This is a genomic window from Rhodoferax sp. U11-2br, from assembly GCF_018619435.1.
In the GTDB taxonomy this organism is placed as follows: domain Bacteria; phylum Pseudomonadota; class Gammaproteobacteria; order Burkholderiales; family Burkholderiaceae_C; genus Rhodoferax.
Genome location: NZ_JAHFZF010000007.1, coordinates 78,062 through 94,509 on the forward strand (window position 1 = coordinate 78,062; position 16,448 = coordinate 94,509).

Here is a 16,448-nt window from a genome sequence, read left to right on the forward strand (position 1 = left end):
GATGAAACTCTTTCAGGTTCGAGGCGGGGTCAAGCTCAGCTACCGCAAGGAACTGAGCAGTGAAAACCCGATCGTGCTGATGCCCACCCCCAAACAGGTGTGCATCCCCTTGCAGCAACACGTCGGGTCCCCAGCGGAGCCCACGGTGCAAGTGGGGCAATGGGTCGGCAAGGGGCAGCTGATTGGCCGCGCCGGGCGCGGCATTTCTGCCAACGTGCACGCCTCGACCTCGGGCAAGGTGATCGCCGTGGAAGACCGCACGGCGCCGCACCCCTCCGGGTTGACGCAGCTAAGCGTGGTGATCGAGAGCGACGGTGAGGACCGCTGGGCCGAGCTGGCCCAGCCCATCACGGCCGACTTTCCCCTGCCGGCAACCCCCAAGGAACTCAGTGATCGCGTGGCGGCGGCCGGGATTGTGGGCCTGGGTGGCGCCGCATTTCCGTCAGCTGTCAAGCTCGACATGCGTTACAAACACAGCATTGACACCCTGGTGATCAACGGCGCGGAGTGTGAGCCCTACATCACCTGCGACGACCGGCTGATGCGAGAAGCGGCCAATGAGGTTGTGGACGGGGTGCGCATCATGGCCTACGCCCTGGCTGTGGAACAAGTCATCATTGCCATTGAGGGCAACAAGCCCAAAGCGCTCAAGGCCATGCGCGAGGCCGCCAAGGCCGACAACAGCATCCGCGTGGCAACGGTTCCCACCCGATTTCCAATGGGGTCGGCGCAGCACTTGTTGCTGGCGGTCACAGGGCGTGAAACCCCGGCCGACAAACGTACCGCCGAGGTCGGTGCGGTGGTTCACAACGTGGCCACGGCGCGGGCGGTCAGTCGCGCCATCCGGCGTGGTGAGCCATTGATCAGCCGTGTGGTCACGGTCTCCGGACATGGGGTTCGTGAGCCCGCCAATGTGGAGGTGCCGCTGGGGACCTCGGTGGAAGACCTGCTGAGCTATTGTGGTGGTCTGCGCCCGGTGCCCACCCTGCTGATCGGCGGCGGCCCGATGATGGGCACCCCCTTGCCATCGGTGCACGCGCCGGTGGTCAAAGGGACCTGCGGTGTGCTGGCGCTGACAGCCGCCGAGATCAACGAAGGGCCAGAATCTCCGTGCATCCGTTGTGGCAAGTGTGTCTCGGCCTGCCCCGCCGGACTGGTGCCGGTGGAGATGGCACAGCTGATCAAACGGGGCGACTTGCAGGGGGCCAAAGCCATCGGCAGCCAGGATTGCATTGCCTGTGGGTCGTGTTCGTTCATCTGCCCGTCACACATTCCCCTGGCGCACTACTTCAGCTTTGCCAATGGCAAGTTGAACGCCTTGGACCGTGACGCACGTCGGCAAGACCGCATCCGTTCACTGGTTCAGGCCCGCAACGAACGCACCGCCCGTGAGGCGGAAGCCAAAAAAGCCGCCGCCGCCGCGCGCAAGGCGGCCAAGGCCGCTGCCGCAGCGAGCCAGGCCAACGCAGCAGATACACCTGTCAGCCAGCTGGAGGAATCCACATGATCACCATGGCCACACGGGCCGGGCCATTCACCCACACCGTCAACAGCATCAGCCGCACCATGCTGTGGGTGATGGCGGCACTGCTGCCGGCCACCGCCTACGGTTTGTGGCTGTTTGGCTGGCCTGCCATCTTTCTGTTTGCCATCACCCTGGCCACGGCCTTGGCGGCAGAGGCGCTGATGTTGAAGCTGCTGGGCCAACCCGTGCAGGCCCGGCTGGCGGACGGCTCGGCGCTGCTGACCGGTTGGTTGCTGGCCTTGAGCCTGCCACCCTGGACGCCATGGTGGATCGGATTCCTGGGGTCGCTGGTGGCGATTGTGCTGGGCAAACACCTGTTTGGCGGTTTGGGCCAAAACATGTTCAACCCCGCGATGGTGGCGCGCATCGTGCTATTGATTTCATTCCCAGTGCAGCTCACGGTGTGGGTGGCACCGGCCCCCTTGGGCAGCGCCAACGCCCCCTCCTTCAGCCAGGCCCTGACCTATGTGGCGGGCCACAGCACACTGCCGGAGCACATGAGTGCGGCCACCTCGCTGGGTGTGCTCAAAACCGAACACTCACGCGGCATCTCCGTGGCCAAAACCACCGAGCAGCTGCCCCCCCCTGAACAGCTGGCCATAGGCCGCGAACCGGGGTCGATGGGCGAAACCTCGGCCGGCCTGCTGCTGGCTGGCGGGCTGTTGCTGCTGGCCTTGCGCATCATCTCCTGGCACATCCCGGTGGCGATGCTGGGCACCTTGGCAGCCCTGGCGGCGGTCTTCAATGGGGTGGACCCCAGCCGCTTTGCCTCAATGCCGATCCACCTGCTGTCCGGGGCCACCCTGCTGGGTGCGTTTTTCATCGCCACCGACTACGTGACCTCGCCGGTATCACGCAGTGGGCAGCTGTTGTTTGGCGCGGGCATTGGTGCCCTGACCTGGGTGATCCGCTCACTGGGGGCGTATCCGGAAGGGGTTGCTTTTGCGGTGGTGCTGATGAATGCGATGGTGCCGCTGATTGACCGGGGTTTTCGCCCCCGCGTGTTTGGCCGCAGTCGGCGTGGCAAGTCGCTGGAAGCCAAGAAACAACCCAAGATCCACATATGAACGGCACCGACCACATCACATCGTCGGCTCTCCCGGTCTCTCTGTCCGAGCGTTTGGGTCGGCTCATGGAACAAGTCGGTGGCAAACATGCCGTGGTTCTGGGCGGCTTTTCGCTGGCCGCCACCTTGTTGCTGACAGTGGCCTACAGCCTGACCAAGACGCCGATCGAACAAAGTGCGCTGGAAGACTTGCGCCACTCGCTGGAGCAGGTGATTCCGGCCAGCATCCACGACAACAACCCGGCGGGCGACACCCTGGAGTTGCTGGTGGATGGTGCGCCGGTCCTGGTGTACCGGGCGCGCCAAGCCAAGCAGATCACCGGGGTCGCCTTCGAGACCAGCACCACCGGGTACAGCGGCGACATCCGGCTGCTGCTGGGCATTGACAAAAACGGCAAGCTGCTGGGTGTGCGGGTGCTGCACCACACAGAAACGCCCGGTCTGGGTGACAAGATTGAAGTGAGCCGCACCGACTGGATCACCCGTTTCACCGGAAAGTCTTTGGTCGACCCGCCCGAAGAGAAATGGGCCGTGAAAAAAGACGGCGGCCCGTTTGACCAGTTTGCCGGGGCCACCATCACCCCACGCGCGGTGGTCAAGGGCGTGCGCGACGGGCTGCGGCTGTTTGCTGCCCACCGTTACGAGTTGCTTCAGGAGGCCCAACCATGAGTCAAGTTCGTGACATCCTCGTCGATGGCGTGTGGCGCAACAATGTGGTGTTCAGCCAGATGTTGTCGCTGTGTCCCACACTGGCCGTGACCTCGGCCGCCACCCAGGGGCTGGGCATGGGGGTGGCCACCATGGCGGTGCTGATTGCCTCCAACGCGCTGGTGGCTCTGTTACGCGGCCTCATCACTGAAGAGGTGCGTATCCCCGCCTTTGTGCTGATCATCGCCACCCTGGTGACGATTGTGGACCTGGCCATGAACGCCTGGTTGCACGAGTTGCACAAGGTGCTGGGCTTGTTCATTCCGCTGATTGTGGTGAACTGCCTGATCCTCGGGCGGGCCGAATCTTTTGCCTGCAAAAACAGCGTGGCTTTGTCGGCGTTGGACGGGCTGGCGATGGGCGCGGGTTTCACGCTGGCGCTGACGCTGATGGGCGCCCTGCGTGAGATCGGTGGCAGTGGCACGGTGTTCTCCGGTGCGGCCAACTTGCTCGGCCCCGCCCTGGGTGTGCTGGAGACGCGCCTGTACCCGGGCGACGGGGCGCTGGTGATGATCCTGCCCGCGGGCGGCTTCATTGTGCTGGGGTTGATGATTGCCGCCAAACGCACACTGGACGCACGCCAAAAGGCACCACAGCCAAAAACCGCGCCAGCAGAAACACCACCCAGCCTGGCCGCCGCATCATGAAGGTCAGTGTCGCCTACGCCTTGCCGGATCGGCAAACCTGGCTGGAGATCGAGGTGCCCGAACACGCCACCGTGCGCGAGGCCATTGAGCTCAGCGGCATCACCCGCAGCTTTCCATCGCTGGACCTCAGCACCCAGAAAGTGGGCATCTTCAGCAAAACCGTGTCGCTCGAGGCGCGGCTGGAGCCCGGCCAGCGCGTGGAAATCTACCGCCCGATCACCGCCGACCCGGCGGCGCTGCGTGGCAACGCAGACGACGACGAGTAAGCCCCTGTTGGCAGAACAACCGCTGCCGCAGTGTTTAAGCCAAATTGGCCTCTAGCCCTTATACAAAAAAAGGGCTCACAGCTATTCATTTCAAAGCGATCCGGCCAAATCCAATGGCACCTGGCCCGCGCCTGTTCACCAGGGCAGCAGGACACGTGACGGCGTCGAGCGCAACCCGCACCCCGGTCAGCGCTAACATACAAGCCCGCTGTCCCAGCCCTCCCGCCAGCTGACAGCCACGGGGTGGCGGCCATTTTCTAGACCATTCAAAGAGAGTTTGTATGCAATACCGTCCCCTTGGCCGCACCGGCTGGAACATCTCGACTGTGAGCTTCGGCGCCTGGGCCATTGGTGGCACCTGGGGTGATGTGGATGACGACGAGTCCATGGATGCGCTGCACTCTGCGCTGGACCTGGGGGTGAACTTTTTTGACAGTGCCGACGTGTACGGTGATGGCCGCAGCGAGCGCCTGCTGGCGCAATTACGACGCGAACGCAGCGAGCCCTTTTATGTGGCGACCAAAGCCGGGCGACGCCTGGACCCGCATGTGGCCTCCGGCTACAACCGGGCCAATCTGACCGCGTTTGTCGAGCGCAGCCTGGTCAACCTCAACACCGAAGCGATTGACCTGCTGCAACTGCACTGCCCGCCCACCGAGGTGTTTTACATGCCCGAGGTCTTCGGCGTGCTGGATGACCTGGTCAAGGCGGGCAAACTGCGCCACTACGGCGTGAGTGTCGAGAAGGTGGAAGAAGCGCTCAAAGCCATCGAGTTCCCTGGCGTGCAAAGTGTGCAGATCATCTACAACCTGTTTCGCCAGCGCCCAGCCGAACTGCTGTTTGAACAGACGCAGAAACGCGGCGTGGGCATCCTGGCGCGCCTGCCCCTGTCGTCGGGCCTGCTCAGCGGCAAGATGAGTGCACAAACCAGCTTTGCGTCCGATGACCACCGCCTGTTCAACCGCGAAGGTGCCGCGTTTGACCGAGGTGAGACCTTTTCCGGGCTGGATTTCAACGTGGGCCTGCAGGCGGTCGAGGCGATGCGGCCCCTGGTGCCCGAGGGTTGGAGCATGGCCCAGATGGCTTTGCGCTGGATCCAGATGACCCCGGCAGTGACCTGCTCGATTCCCGGTGGCAAACGCGCCAGCCAGGTGGCGGACAACATGGCAGCGGCCGACCTGCCGCCCTTGACGGAGGCCACCATGCAGGCTCTGGCCGACATCTACAGCCGCTATGCCAAGGCGCTCGTGCACCAACGCTGGTAGACCTTATGGCGCCCGCTGCGGGGGCCTGAGTCGGGCACACCCCTGGGCGAGGGGGTGATCTGCCGCTGCACGCTGTTCACACCAACACGGGTCAAAAATCGTCCATCTGCACGCTTCAGCCGCTAGCGGGTTTACCCCAATGCGAATTTACATATTGATATTGGCCAAATCTCTATCACTTGATATCCCCCCCAGACAGGCTGCGCGGACGTACCATGAGAACCCCAAAATGAGGGACAGCATGGGTCACCGAGTACGGGCGGTGCCTCAAGTTCTATTTCCCGTTCAATCCAATTGTTATGGAGAAACCATGAAAAATAATCGGCGTTCCCTGCTTGCCACCCTGGTAGCAGCCAGCTTTGTGGTGATGGCCCCCATGAGCGCATTTGCTGAAAAGAAGATTGTGCTGGGCTTCAGCCAGATTGGTGCAGAAAGTGAATGGCGTACCGCCAACACCAACTCCATCAAGGAAACAGCGGCCAAAGAGGGCATTGACCTTAAATTCTCTGACGCCCAGCAAAAGCAGGAAAACCAGATCAAGGCCCTGCGCTCCTTCATCGCCCAGAAAGTGGATGTGATCGCCTTTGCGCCCGTGGTTGAATCGGGCTGGGACACGGTGCTCAAAGAAATCAAGGCAGCCAAGATTCCCGTCATCTTGACCGACCGCTCGGTCGACTCCAAAGACACCTCCCTGTATGTGACCTTCATGGGCTCGGACTTCACCGAAGAAGGTCGCAAAGCTGGCCGCTGGCTGGTGGAAAAAGCCAAAACCATGAAGGGGGACATCAACGTGGTTGAACTCCAGGGCACCGTGGGTTCGGGCCCTGCCATCGACCGCAAGAAAGGTTTTGAAGAAATCATCAAGGCCGAACCTCGCATCAAGATCATCCGCTCACAAACCGGTGACTTCACCCGCGCCAAGGGCAAGGAAGTCATGGAAGCTTTCCTGAAAGCCGAAGGCAAGAAGATCAATGTGCTCTACGCACACAACGATGACATGGCCATTGGCGCCATCCAGGCGATTGAAGAAGCCGGTCTGAAACCGTCCAAAGACATCACCATCATCTCGGTGGATGCGGTCAAGGGCGCTTTTGAGGCCATGATGGCTGGCAAACTCGACGTGACGGTGGAATGCAGCCCCTTGCTCGGGCCACAGCTGATGTCGGCGGTCAAGGACCTGATGGCTGGCAAGACCCTGCCACGTCGCATCGTGACGGTGGAAGGCATCTTCCCGATGGAAGTGGCGGCCAAAGAGTTCCCGAATCGGAAATACTGACCGGTCGTTGTGATTACAGCGGTGCGCGGCAGGTGCTGCGCATCCGTTTGTAGACAAAGCCGCCCTGGCGGCTTGTCTGGCATGAGGGAACGGGATGAGCAAAACAGACATCACAAAGCCAGCATCGGGTCGGGACCAAAACACCCCGGTGCTGGAACTCAGTGGCATCAACAAACAGTTTGGCGCGGTTCAGGCATTACAGAATGTCAAACTGAGACTTTTTGCGGGTGAGATCCATGCGCTGATGGGGCAAAACGGCGCTGGCAAATCCACCCTGATCAAGGTGCTGACCGGGGTTTACCCGGCAGACAGCGGTGAGATCCGTTTACGCGGCCAGCCCATTCGCCCCACGTCCACGCTGCACGCGCAGCACTTGGGCATCAGCACGGTTTACCAGGAAGTCAACCTCTGCACCAACCTGTCGGTGGCAGAAAACATTTTTGCCGGACGTTACCCGCGTCGCGGCGCGTTAGGGGGTTGGTCCATCGACTGGGCACGTATGCAGCAAGAAGCCACAGCGCTGCTGCAGCGGCTCAATCTGGACATTGACGTAACTCAGCCGCTGTCGAGTTTTTCGGTGGCGGTGCAGCAGATGGTGGCGATTGCCCGGGGCCTGAGCATTTCGGCCCAGGTGCTGGTCCTCGATGAGCCCACCTCCAGCCTGGACGACGACGAGGTGGAACGCCTGTTTGTGGTGCTGCGCCAGCTGCGTGACCAGGGCATGGCGATTGTGTTCGTCACCCATTTTCTGGGCCAGATGTACGCACTGTGTGACCACATCACGGTGTTGCGCAACGGTGAACTGGTGGGGGAATACGCTGCCGAAGAACTGGGACAGGGCGCGCTGATTGCCGCCATGATCGGGCACGAGCTGGACGCCAGTCTGGGCGCCACACCGGCAGACCAAGCGGGCACAGCGCCTGCGGCTGACTGGCTCAGCACACGGGGTCTGGCCCGCGCTGGCAGTGTCAAGCCCATGGATTTGAGTGTGCGCCCGGGAGAGGTGGTGGGCATCGGCGGCTTGCTGGGCTCCGGCCGTACCGAGCTGGCGCGCCTGCTGTTCGGACTGGATCGCAGCGATGCCGGAGAGATCACGCTCAGCGGTCAGACGGTGCACATGGACTCCCCGTCCACCGCCATCAAGCTCGGTTTGGGCTTGTGCCCGGAAGACCGCAAGGCCGAGGGCATCATCGCCGAACTCTCGGTGCGTGAAAACATTGCGCTGGCGCTGCAGGCACGCCAAGGTTTGTGGCCGTTCATCAGCCGCGCCCGCCAGACCGAGATGGCGCAGCACTATGTCAAAGCGCTGGGCATCAAGACCTCGGACGTTGACACCCCGATTGGCCAGCTCTCTGGCGGCAACCAGCAAAAAGCGGTGTTGGCGCGCTGGCTGGCCACGCAGCCCAAGCTGCTGATTCTGGACGAACCCACACGCGGCATTGACATTGCCGCCAAACAAGAAATCATGAACGAGATATTGACCTTGGCCAAACAGGGTATGGCGGTGTTGTTTATTTCCTCGGAGATGTCCGAGGTGGTGCGGGTGGCAGACCGTATTGTGGTCATGCGTGACCACGCCAAGGTCGGAGAGTTGCCTGCTGGCAGCAGCGACCATGCGGTCTACGCACTGATTGCGGAGCACGCATGAGCACCTCTTCTTCTGAACCCCTCTTCAAGCGCCTGCTGTCGCATTCCCTGTTCTGGCCGCTGGTCACGCTGGCCCTGATTCTGGTGGTCAACGCCAGTCTGAACCAGGGTTTTTGGGTGCTGCAATGGCGTGACGGCCACCTCTACGGCAGTTTGATCGACATCCTGAACCGCTCTGCCCCGCTGATGCTGGTGGCGCTGGGCATGACCCTGGTGATTGCCACGCGTGGCATCGACATCTCGGTCGGCGCGGTGGTGGCCATCAGTGCCTCGGTCGCCGCCCTGATGATTGGCGGCACCCTGGTCATCAACAACGGCGTGCCCACCCATGTCAGCCGTTTCCCGATGCCGCTGGCCATTGTGTGCGCCTTGCTGGTGGCGCTGTTTTGTGGACTGTGGAACGGTGTGCTGGTAGCCAAGATTGGCCTGCAACCGATCATTGCCACACTGATCCTGATGGTGGCCGGGCGCGGCATTGCACAGCTGGCCACTGGCGGGCAGATCGTCACCGTGTATTACGCGCCTTATTTCTACATTGGCAACGGTTTCCTGTGGGGGCTGCCTTTTGCCTTGTTCATTGCCGGGGGCACCTTTCTGGCAGTGCATCTGCTGATGACCCGCACCGCCCTGGGGCTGTTCATCCAGGCCATTGGCATCAACCCGGCTGCAGCGCGGCTGGCGGGGGTGCGTGAGCGGCTGATCACCGTGTGTGTTTACGCCTTCTGCGGGCTGACCGCCGGCATTGCCGGGCTGATCATCAGCTCCAACGTCAAGAGTGCCGACGGCAACAACGCGGGCAACCTGATGGAGCTCGACGCCATTCTGGCGGTGACGCTGGGCGGCACCCTGCTCAGCGGCGGCCGCTTCAACCTGGCGGGCACCATGGTTGGTGCGCTCATCATCCAGACGCTGACCTCGACCATTTATTCGATTGGTGTGCCACCCGAGATCAATCTGGTGGTCAAAGCGGTGGTGGTGTTTGTGGTGATGCTGTTGCAGTCGGCAGATTTCCGGCGGACGGTGCATGGCTGGGTGGTGCGACCCGCAGCGACTGGGGGTGCCGTATGAAGCTCAACGCCAAATACCTGCCCTTGGTGGCCACGGTGTCCCTGTTTGTGGCGATGGCCACCTTTGGCTCGGTGTCTTACAACGGGTTTTTCTCGGCCCAGGTGTTTCTGAACCTGCTGATCGACAACGCGTTTCTGGTGATCGTGGCGGTGGGCATGACTTTTGTCATCCTGACCGGCGGCATTGACCTGTCAGTCGGTTCGGTGGTGGCGCTGAGCACCATGGTGCTGGCCGAGCTGGTGGAGCACCAGCATTGGAATCTGGGGCTGGCCATTCCGCTGGTCTTGCTGATGGGCACCAGTCTGGGGGCGTTCATGGGCTGGCTGATCCAGCGTTTCCGGCTGCAGCCGTTCATCGTGACCCTGGCGGGCATGTTTCTGGCGCGTGGCCTGTGTTACGTGATCAGCATCGACTCGATCAGCATCACCGACGAGACCTACACCGCGTTGGCGCAAACACGGGTGCCCCTGTGGACGGACGCGGCGGTGTCGCTGAGCGCGATTCTGGCGGTGTTGGTGCTGCTGGCCGCCATCTTTATGGCGCATGCAACCGAGTTTGGCCGCACCGTCTACGCCATTGGTGGCAGTGAGCAGTCGGCCATGCTGATGGGCTTGCCGGTAGCGCGCACCACGGTGCTGGTCTACAGCCTGAGCGGTTTTTGCTCGGCACTCGGTGGGGTGGTGTTCACCTTCTACATGCTGTCGGGTTACGGCCTGCATGCGATTGGCCTGGAGCTGGACGCGATTGCGGCGGTGGTGATTGGTGGCACGCTGCTCAGCGGGGGTGTGGGTTATGTGGTGGGCACCCTGTTTGGGGTGCTTGCGCTGGGTCTGATCCAGACTCTGATCATGTTTGACGGCTCCCTGAGTTCCTGGTGGACCCGCATCGTGATTGGCGCCTTGCTGCTGGTGTTCTGTGTGTTGCAGCGGCTGTTTGAGGTCAGAAAGACATAGGTCAGCCACGGGGGTTCTGCTAAAAGTCAATGGGCGTCGAGAGCACGCAGGCTGAGTGTTGTTTCTTGTGCCGCTGTCTGTCTGTTGACTAACTTGTTTATGCCGGCTGCCCGCAACAGGCCCGGCAATCAAAAACTCTCCCACTCCTCATTGCCGGCCCTGGCAGCCGTGTTGTGGTGCCCCAGGTTGACGGGTTTAGACGCAGGCTTGGCCACGACCTTCTTGCTGGGTGCCAAGGCCTTGGGTGCTTTGATGGCGGAGGTGCGTGCTGCCGGTGCTGCGAATCCACCCTCTTGCCCCTGCCCCAGCTTGAACACAGCCACCGTGCTCACCAGATCTTGGGCCTGGCTCTTGAGGCTGCTGGCCGCGGCGGCCATTTCTTCGACCAAGGCGGCGTTTTGCTGGGTAACCTGGTCGATCTGCTGGATGGCTTCACCAATCTGGCCCACACCTTGGCTTTGTTCATTGCTGGCGGCGCTGATCTCGCCCATGATGTCAGTCACGCGTTTGATCGAGCTCACCACCTCGGTCATGGTAGTGCCTGCCTGATCCACCAGGGTCGTGCCTTGTTCGACCCGCTCCACACTGTTATTGATCAGTATCTTGATTTCCTTGGCGGCTTCGGCACTGCGTCCCGCCAATGAGCGCACCTCGCTGGCCACCACCGCAAAACCACGACCCTGTTCCCCGGCACGGGCGGCTTCCACGGCGGCGTTCAGGGCCAGGATATTGGTCTGGAAGGCGATGCCGTCGATCACACTGATGATGTCGCTGATCTTGCGACTCGATTCATTGATGCCTTTCATGGTGTCCACCACCTGGGCCACCACTTCACCACCTTGCACCGCAACGGTGGAGGCACTTAAAGCCAGCTGGTTGGCTTGGCGGGCGTTGTCGGCGTTTTGTTTGACGGTGGAGGAGAGTTCTTCCATGGAGGCAGCAGTTTCCTCCAAAGCGCTGGCTTGTTCTTCGGTGCGTTGACTCAGGTCATTGTTGCCCTGAGCAATCTCGGAGCTGGCGGTGGCCACAGAGTCGGAGCCGGTGCGTACGGAGAAGACCACCTTGACCAGGTTGTCCTGCATGTCTTTCATGGCCGCCAGCAGTTGGCCGGTTTCATCACGGCCTGTGACAACAATATGTGAGGACAGATCGCCCGAGGCCACGGTCTGGGCCACTGTCATGGCGCCAGTGATTGGCACCACGATAGAGCGGGTGATCAACAGGGCGGCAACAACACCAAGAACCAAAGCCAGGGCACTCAAGGCCAGCACAAGGGTGAGCGCCGTGGTGTAGGCCTGCTCGGCGGAGACGGCCGCTTCATCACTGAGCGTGCCCTCGTAGTCTGCCAACTCACCCGCAGCGTCCAGCCAGGCACGTTGTGCGGGCAAAGCCTCTTTCATCAAAGCATTTGTCGCCTCATCGTTTTTGTTTTGCTCGCCCAGTTCAGCCACTGTGTTCATCAGAGGTGTCGCTTTGGCTTTTAACTCTTTGATCTTGGTGAAGAGCTCCTTCTCCTTAGGCGTCGTCTTGGCATTGCTGTCGAACAATTTCTGCAGCTTGGCCTCCTCCGCATCGTACAAAGCGCGCCGAGTCTTCAAGGTCTCACTGGCCGCCTTGATGCTGGCCTCGTCATTGAGCAACACGATGTCACGGATCGTGGCACCAGTGCGGTTAACCAGAAGGCGCATGGAATTGGCCAGTTTGGTTGCGGGGTTGTGAACTCGGGTGACCACTTCCATGGCTTGGTTGATGTCGCTCATACGACTCAGCCCCAGGCCGGAGATGGCTGCCAGCAACAACAAAACTAAGCCAAAACCCAAGCCAAGGCGGGGTGCGATTTTGATGTTATTGAAAAAGCCCATGGTTATCCCCTTTACAAACTGTTGGACGAACGCGCAATGCAGCAGACAGGAAACCAGACCCAAGTCGGCACTGGACATGGGCTTATTGATTTGGATTGATCAGAACCGACATGCGGTTCTCCAGCGACACAATGACCAATAGCGGGTTTAGCAGCCGTGCTCGCTGCCAAGCTTGAGAGATGTCACCCGCGTGAACTTGTTATCGTTGCCTGATTCTGTTGGAACTTGCTGTATTTGTCCACAACTGGCGGAACCACCCTGTGCGCCTGGACTGCGCGCGGGTGGTTGCCTGCCCTTGTGTTTGGGTGACGTCCTTGGTGCGCTGACGAACGGACTTGGCCGAGCTGATCAACGCCAATCGGGGCATGTCACCCACCCAACCCAAACGGCCAAGAGCCAAGAACGCTGCGACAAAGCGGCCGCTGAGTCTTGCGGTAGCGAACATGTTTAGGCCTCCGGAACCGCTCTGTGAGCCTGCGCCTGATGTGTTGACGACCACGACACCTGTGCCTGACACCTCAGACTTTCCCGAAGGCCAGGAGGACCCGGCGCAGTCTGCCGAGTTGGAACGACAACAAGACGCCTAGCCACGACACACCCCGCCCACGACCGGAGGAGAACCCATGCCCAAGAACCCATGGAGCGCCAAGCGCCAACGCCAATACACTCACATCAAGGACAGCCTGCTGGCACATGGCCGCAGCGAGCCATTGGCAGAGGAAATTGCCGCGCGTACTGTCAACAAAGAGCGGGCCCAACATGGTGAGTCCACCGAGGCCAGCGCCTCGTCGATCAAGGACATGTCGGCCAGCCGGCGCGGTGGGCTGCGCTCACACAAAGGGCCGGGTGGCCGCACGCTGCTGCAGCTTCGTAACGAGGCGCGCCAACGTGGCCTTGCCGGACGCTCCAAAATGAACAAGGCTCAGTTGGAAGCCGCGTTGCCTTGAGGCTTGCGATGTGCCTTGGGGTATGCCCTGATCGATCCAGAGGTTTGGGCACAAAAATAGCTTCAGACCCTTATCTAAAAAGGGATGACAGCTATCAGGTAAATAGCAACTCTCGGGCATGATTTTCAAAACACGTCCACCAGACTCAGGCCGGCGCAGCACTCAGCTCCGCCCCAGCGTCACCGGCGATCACTCTTAGGCGCAAACAAGCGTCTGTGCCAGCGACAGTTTCGCGACTGAAAGCGAGGCACATCCCCCTCGCCTACACCGTCAAACCGTTGACGCGGTCTCGGCAAAACGCCATTCAAGGTGCAGCTTCAGGCTCTCGCCCTGATGCAACACCTTCAATCCCGGCAACCCAGGCATGTGAAAGGCGTCAATCGGATGGGTCACCGGCTCAAAACAGAACGCGGAGATGATGGACGAGCGGTACAACAGGCACATGCCGTCGTTTTGCCCCCGGCTCAGTATGCTCGGCTCTCGCATGGTCAGCGCCAACTGCTGCTCTGGCCAATCGATGCGGGCCTCACCCGACCAACCGGTGTAGGCGTTGTCGATCAGTGAACCATTGGCATCCATGCCTGAGCGTGGATCCCAGCCGGGCGGGAACTCGCTGGTGTGCTGGGTCGGCAGGCAGTCCGGTCGGCTGAGCCAGACCCCTTCCACCTGGGTCGTCAGTCGGGTGTTGGCCGAGCGCGGGAAAAACGGGTGTTGGCCCAGACCATATGGCAAGGGGGACGGGCCGGTGTGGGTGACCGTCAGCGTCTGGTCCATGCCACCGTCGATCAGCACAAAACGCTGCAAAGCCCGATAGTTGTAGGGGTTGCCGTCAAATGCTTGTGACTCCAATGTCATCTCCAGCATGTTGTCTTGCGGTTGGTGCAACGCCCAGGGTTGCAGCCAACCGTCGCCATGGATCGGGTAGGGCTCGCCAGCCCGGTTGGGTGCCATAGGGTGATGGACACCGTCAAACTCGAAACCACCTGCGCTGATGCGATTGGACCAGGGCACCAGCGGAAATGAGGCCAAGGTGTAACGGTCAGTGCTGCCAGCCCATGGGCGCCAGATGTCCAGCGGGCCTTGCGCGCGATCCAGCTGCCAGGCTGCGACACCGCCCCCCAGTGTGGGCAGCAAGCCCAGGTGTTGCTTGGCATGGTGTAACCAGTGGATGGGGTGTTCGGTGGTGTGCATGGTGGATCACGATCTCAAAAAGGCCAGCCCGACCCGGCCCATCAGGGCCACGTCAGGCACAGGGCCTGTTAATTTTCTTTTCATCCAAGATGCTAACAATTGATCCATTACACCTGGGATCAATTATTTAGTGTCTAACATACAGAAATTGCAATACTTGCCTGTTGATACAGGAAACGACATGTCGACTCAGAAGAAAGCTTTGGCCGTTTACCCCAGTCTTCAAGGGCAACGTGTGTTTGTGACGGGCGGGGCGACATCGGTCGGGGCTGCCATGGTTTGCGCCTTTGCCCAACAGGGCGCACAGGTGGCGTTTGTGGACATTGCCGACGCCAAGAGCGCCGAACTCGCAGCCAGCGTCGAGGCACAGGGCTGGGGGCAGGTCTGGTGGCGCAGCTGTGATGTCTGCGATGTCACCGCCTTGCAAGCGGCATTAGCCCAGGCCCAGTCCGATCTGGGTGACTTTTCCACCCTGGTCAACAACGTCGCCAGTGATGACCGCCACACGCTGGAGTCGGTCACCCCCGATTACTGGGACGAACGCATGGCGGTGAACCAGCGTCCGGCGTTTTTTGCCATCCAGGCGCTGGTACCCGGCATGCGCCGCCTGGGCGGTGGCTCGATCATCAACCTTGGCTCCACTGGCTGGCAGGAAAAAAGTGGTGTCTACCCCTGTTACGCCGTTGCCAAGTCGTCGATGAATGGGCTGACCCGGGGTTTGGCTGAGACCTTGGGCGCAGATCGCATCCGCATCAACACACTGTCTCCGGGCTGGGTCATGACCGAACGCCAGCTGTCCAAATGGCTCAATGAGGAAGACATCCACACCATCCGGCAAAGCCAATGCCTGCCTGACATGATCCAGGCCTCGGATGTGGCGCGTATGGCGCTGTTCCTGGCCTCGGACGACGCGGCGATGTGCACCGCACAGGAATTCAAGGTGGACGCGGGCTGGAACTAGTACTTATCAGCCACCGGCGCGAACTGTTTGCCATACAGCGCCTGGGCTGAGGTTTTCAAGGCGGACAACAGCACCTGTGCGGCCGGTGACAAGGGTTTGTCGCGCCGAGTAATGAAGCCAAAAGGCTCGAGCTCACACGGCAAATCCACCGGCAAGATGCGCAGCAAACCGTGGTCGGCGTAGTAGCGCGCCACATCGGTCGCCATGATGCTGACCATGTCGCTGTCCTGCATCATTTTGGTCAGAAACAGCAAAGAGCTGGTTTCGATCCGGTTGCTCAGCTGCTGCAGGTCCAGCTCCTGAAACATCAGGTCAAATTTGTGGCGCATGACGCTGCCAACCGGTGGCACGATCCAGCCATAGGCCAGCAAGTCGGTAAACGACAACGGCGATAAGCCGAACAGTGGATGAGCGGGCCGGGCCACCGCGCAGACCGGCTCATCGGCAATCGATTCGTAACGCAAGTCGTCGGTGTCATGCTCTTCGGACAAGCGGCCAATCATCACATCCAGCGTGCCACGGTACAGCTGTTCCAGCAGCACATTGCTCGATTCAATCTGGATGGTGATGCGCAGATGCGGATGGGCTTGCTTCACGGCGGCAATCGTCGGAGGCAGCAACACCACCCCCGGCGCGGTGATGGCCCCGAGGTTGACTTGTCCAAACTGACCATGTTTGGCGGCCTGCAACTCGTCGTTGGCCTGGTTCAGGCTGTTCAGGGCAGCCCGGGCATGGCGGATCATGGTCTCGCCATACCAGGTCGGGCGCATGCCGCGTGGCAACCGCTCAAACAACTGCACCCCCAGCACATCTTCCAGATCTTTCAGCAGTTTGGAGGCGGCCGGCTGGGTCATGCTGAGCACCTGTGAGGCACGGTGGATATTGCCTTCTTCGGCCAGCGCCACGATCAGCAGCAGCTGTCGGGTTTTCAGGCGTGCGCGGATGAGCCAATGGGTGTAATTTGTCATATCAGGGTTTCTACCAATCCGCTTTTAGATATCGGAATAAGCACAAAATATATTGGAATATATCCAGCATTGTCCCTATGATCCGAGCCATCCGAGCC

15 protein-coding genes are annotated in these 16,448 nt (G+C 60.9%); 12 read left to right on the top strand and 3 right to left on the bottom strand.

The features are described 5' to 3' along the window. Position 1: 1 nt before the first annotated feature. From rsxC to yjfF, 10 genes are all read left to right on the top strand, one after another. Positions 2-1,507 (top strand): electron transport complex subunit RsxC, encoded by a 1,506-nt coding sequence (gene rsxC / locus KKO72_RS06675; RefSeq protein WP_214936696.1) that lies wholly within the window; start codon positions 2-4, stop codon positions 1,505-1,507. Further along, positions 1,504-2,592 carry an RnfABCDGE type electron transport complex subunit D gene (locus tag KKO72_RS06680; RefSeq protein ID WP_214936698.1) on the top strand — a complete coding sequence of 363 codons (1,089 nt, stop codon included), beginning with the start codon at positions 1,504-1,506 and terminating at the stop codon, positions 2,590-2,592. Before rsxC ends, KKO72_RS06680 begins: the two co-directional genes overlap by 4 nt. After that, complete coding sequence (gene rsxG, locus KKO72_RS06685; protein ID WP_214936700.1) at positions 2,589-3,260, top strand: electron transport complex subunit RsxG; 672 nt, start codon at positions 2,589-2,591, stop codon at positions 3,258-3,260. The genes KKO72_RS06680 and rsxG overlap by 4 nt, the downstream gene beginning before the upstream one ends. After that, positions 3,257-3,946, top strand: coding sequence for an electron transport complex subunit E (locus tag KKO72_RS06690; RefSeq protein ID WP_214936702.1), 690 nt, complete (start codon positions 3,257-3,259; stop codon positions 3,944-3,946). The genes rsxG and KKO72_RS06690 overlap by 4 nt, the downstream gene beginning before the upstream one ends. Beyond that, positions 3,943-4,212: an RnfH family protein gene (locus KKO72_RS06695; RefSeq protein WP_214936704.1), complete on the top strand. Its 270-nt coding sequence runs from the start codon at positions 3,943-3,945 to the stop codon at positions 4,210-4,212. The genes KKO72_RS06690 and KKO72_RS06695 overlap by 4 nt, the downstream gene beginning before the upstream one ends. 281 nt (positions 4,213-4,493) lie before the next feature. Beyond that, positions 4,494-5,477: an aldo/keto reductase gene (locus tag KKO72_RS06700; RefSeq protein ID WP_214936706.1), complete on the top strand. Its 984-nt coding sequence runs from the start codon at positions 4,494-4,496 to the stop codon at positions 5,475-5,477. Positions 5,478-5,787: 310 nt separating this feature from the next. Next, positions 5,788-6,753: an ABC transporter substrate-binding protein gene (locus KKO72_RS06705; protein WP_214936707.1), complete on the top strand. Its 966-nt coding sequence runs from the start codon at positions 5,788-5,790 to the stop codon at positions 6,751-6,753. 94 nt (positions 6,754-6,847) lie between these two features. Next, the gene (locus KKO72_RS06710; protein ID WP_214936710.1) at positions 6,848-8,401 is read left to right on the top strand and encodes a sugar ABC transporter ATP-binding protein; all 1,554 of its coding nucleotides are present in this window, start codon (positions 6,848-6,850) and stop codon (positions 8,399-8,401) included. Beyond that, on the top strand, positions 8,398-9,468 hold the full coding sequence (locus KKO72_RS06715) for an ABC transporter permease (protein ID WP_214936711.1): 1,071 nt from the start codon (positions 8,398-8,400) through the stop codon (positions 9,466-9,468). The genes KKO72_RS06710 and KKO72_RS06715 overlap by 4 nt, the downstream gene beginning before the upstream one ends. Further along, the gene (gene yjfF, locus KKO72_RS06720; protein ID WP_214936713.1) at positions 9,465-10,421 is read left to right on the top strand and encodes a galactofuranose ABC transporter, permease protein YjfF; all 957 of its coding nucleotides are present in this window, start codon (positions 9,465-9,467) and stop codon (positions 10,419-10,421) included. Before KKO72_RS06715 ends, yjfF begins: the two co-directional genes overlap by 4 nt. Positions 10,422-10,549: 128 nt before the next feature. On the opposite strand, the gene KKO72_RS06725 is transcribed toward yjfF, so the two are convergent. Beyond that, positions 10,550-12,283 carry a methyl-accepting chemotaxis protein gene (locus KKO72_RS06725; RefSeq protein ID WP_214936715.1) on the bottom strand — a complete coding sequence of 578 codons (1,734 nt, stop codon included), beginning with the start codon at positions 12,281-12,283 and terminating at the stop codon, positions 10,550-10,552. Between the two features lie 623 nt (positions 12,284-12,906). Between KKO72_RS06725 and KKO72_RS06730 the strand changes: the two genes are divergently transcribed. Beyond that, complete coding sequence (locus tag KKO72_RS06730; protein WP_214936717.1) at positions 12,907-13,230, top strand: plasmid stabilization protein; 324 nt, start codon at positions 12,907-12,909, stop codon at positions 13,228-13,230. A gap of 270 nt (positions 13,231-13,500) precedes the next feature. Here the strand turns inward: KKO72_RS06730 and KKO72_RS06735 are convergent, their stop codons facing one another. Beyond that, positions 13,501-14,421, bottom strand: coding sequence for an aldose 1-epimerase (locus tag KKO72_RS06735; RefSeq protein ID WP_214936719.1), 921 nt, complete (start codon positions 14,419-14,421; stop codon positions 13,501-13,503). 181 nt (positions 14,422-14,602) lie between these two features. Between KKO72_RS06735 and KKO72_RS06740 the strand changes: the two genes are divergently transcribed. Beyond that, positions 14,603-15,382 (top strand): SDR family NAD(P)-dependent oxidoreductase, encoded by a 780-nt coding sequence (locus KKO72_RS06740; protein WP_214936721.1) that lies wholly within the window; start codon positions 14,603-14,605, stop codon positions 15,380-15,382. Here the strand turns inward: KKO72_RS06740 and KKO72_RS06745 are convergent. Beyond that, on the bottom strand, positions 15,379-16,350 hold the full coding sequence (locus KKO72_RS06745) for a LysR family transcriptional regulator (protein ID WP_214936723.1): 972 nt from the start codon (positions 16,348-16,350) through the stop codon (positions 15,379-15,381). The two genes, KKO72_RS06740 and KKO72_RS06745, sit on opposite strands and share 4 nt — an antisense overlap. Positions 16,351-16,448 lie beyond the last annotated feature (98 nt).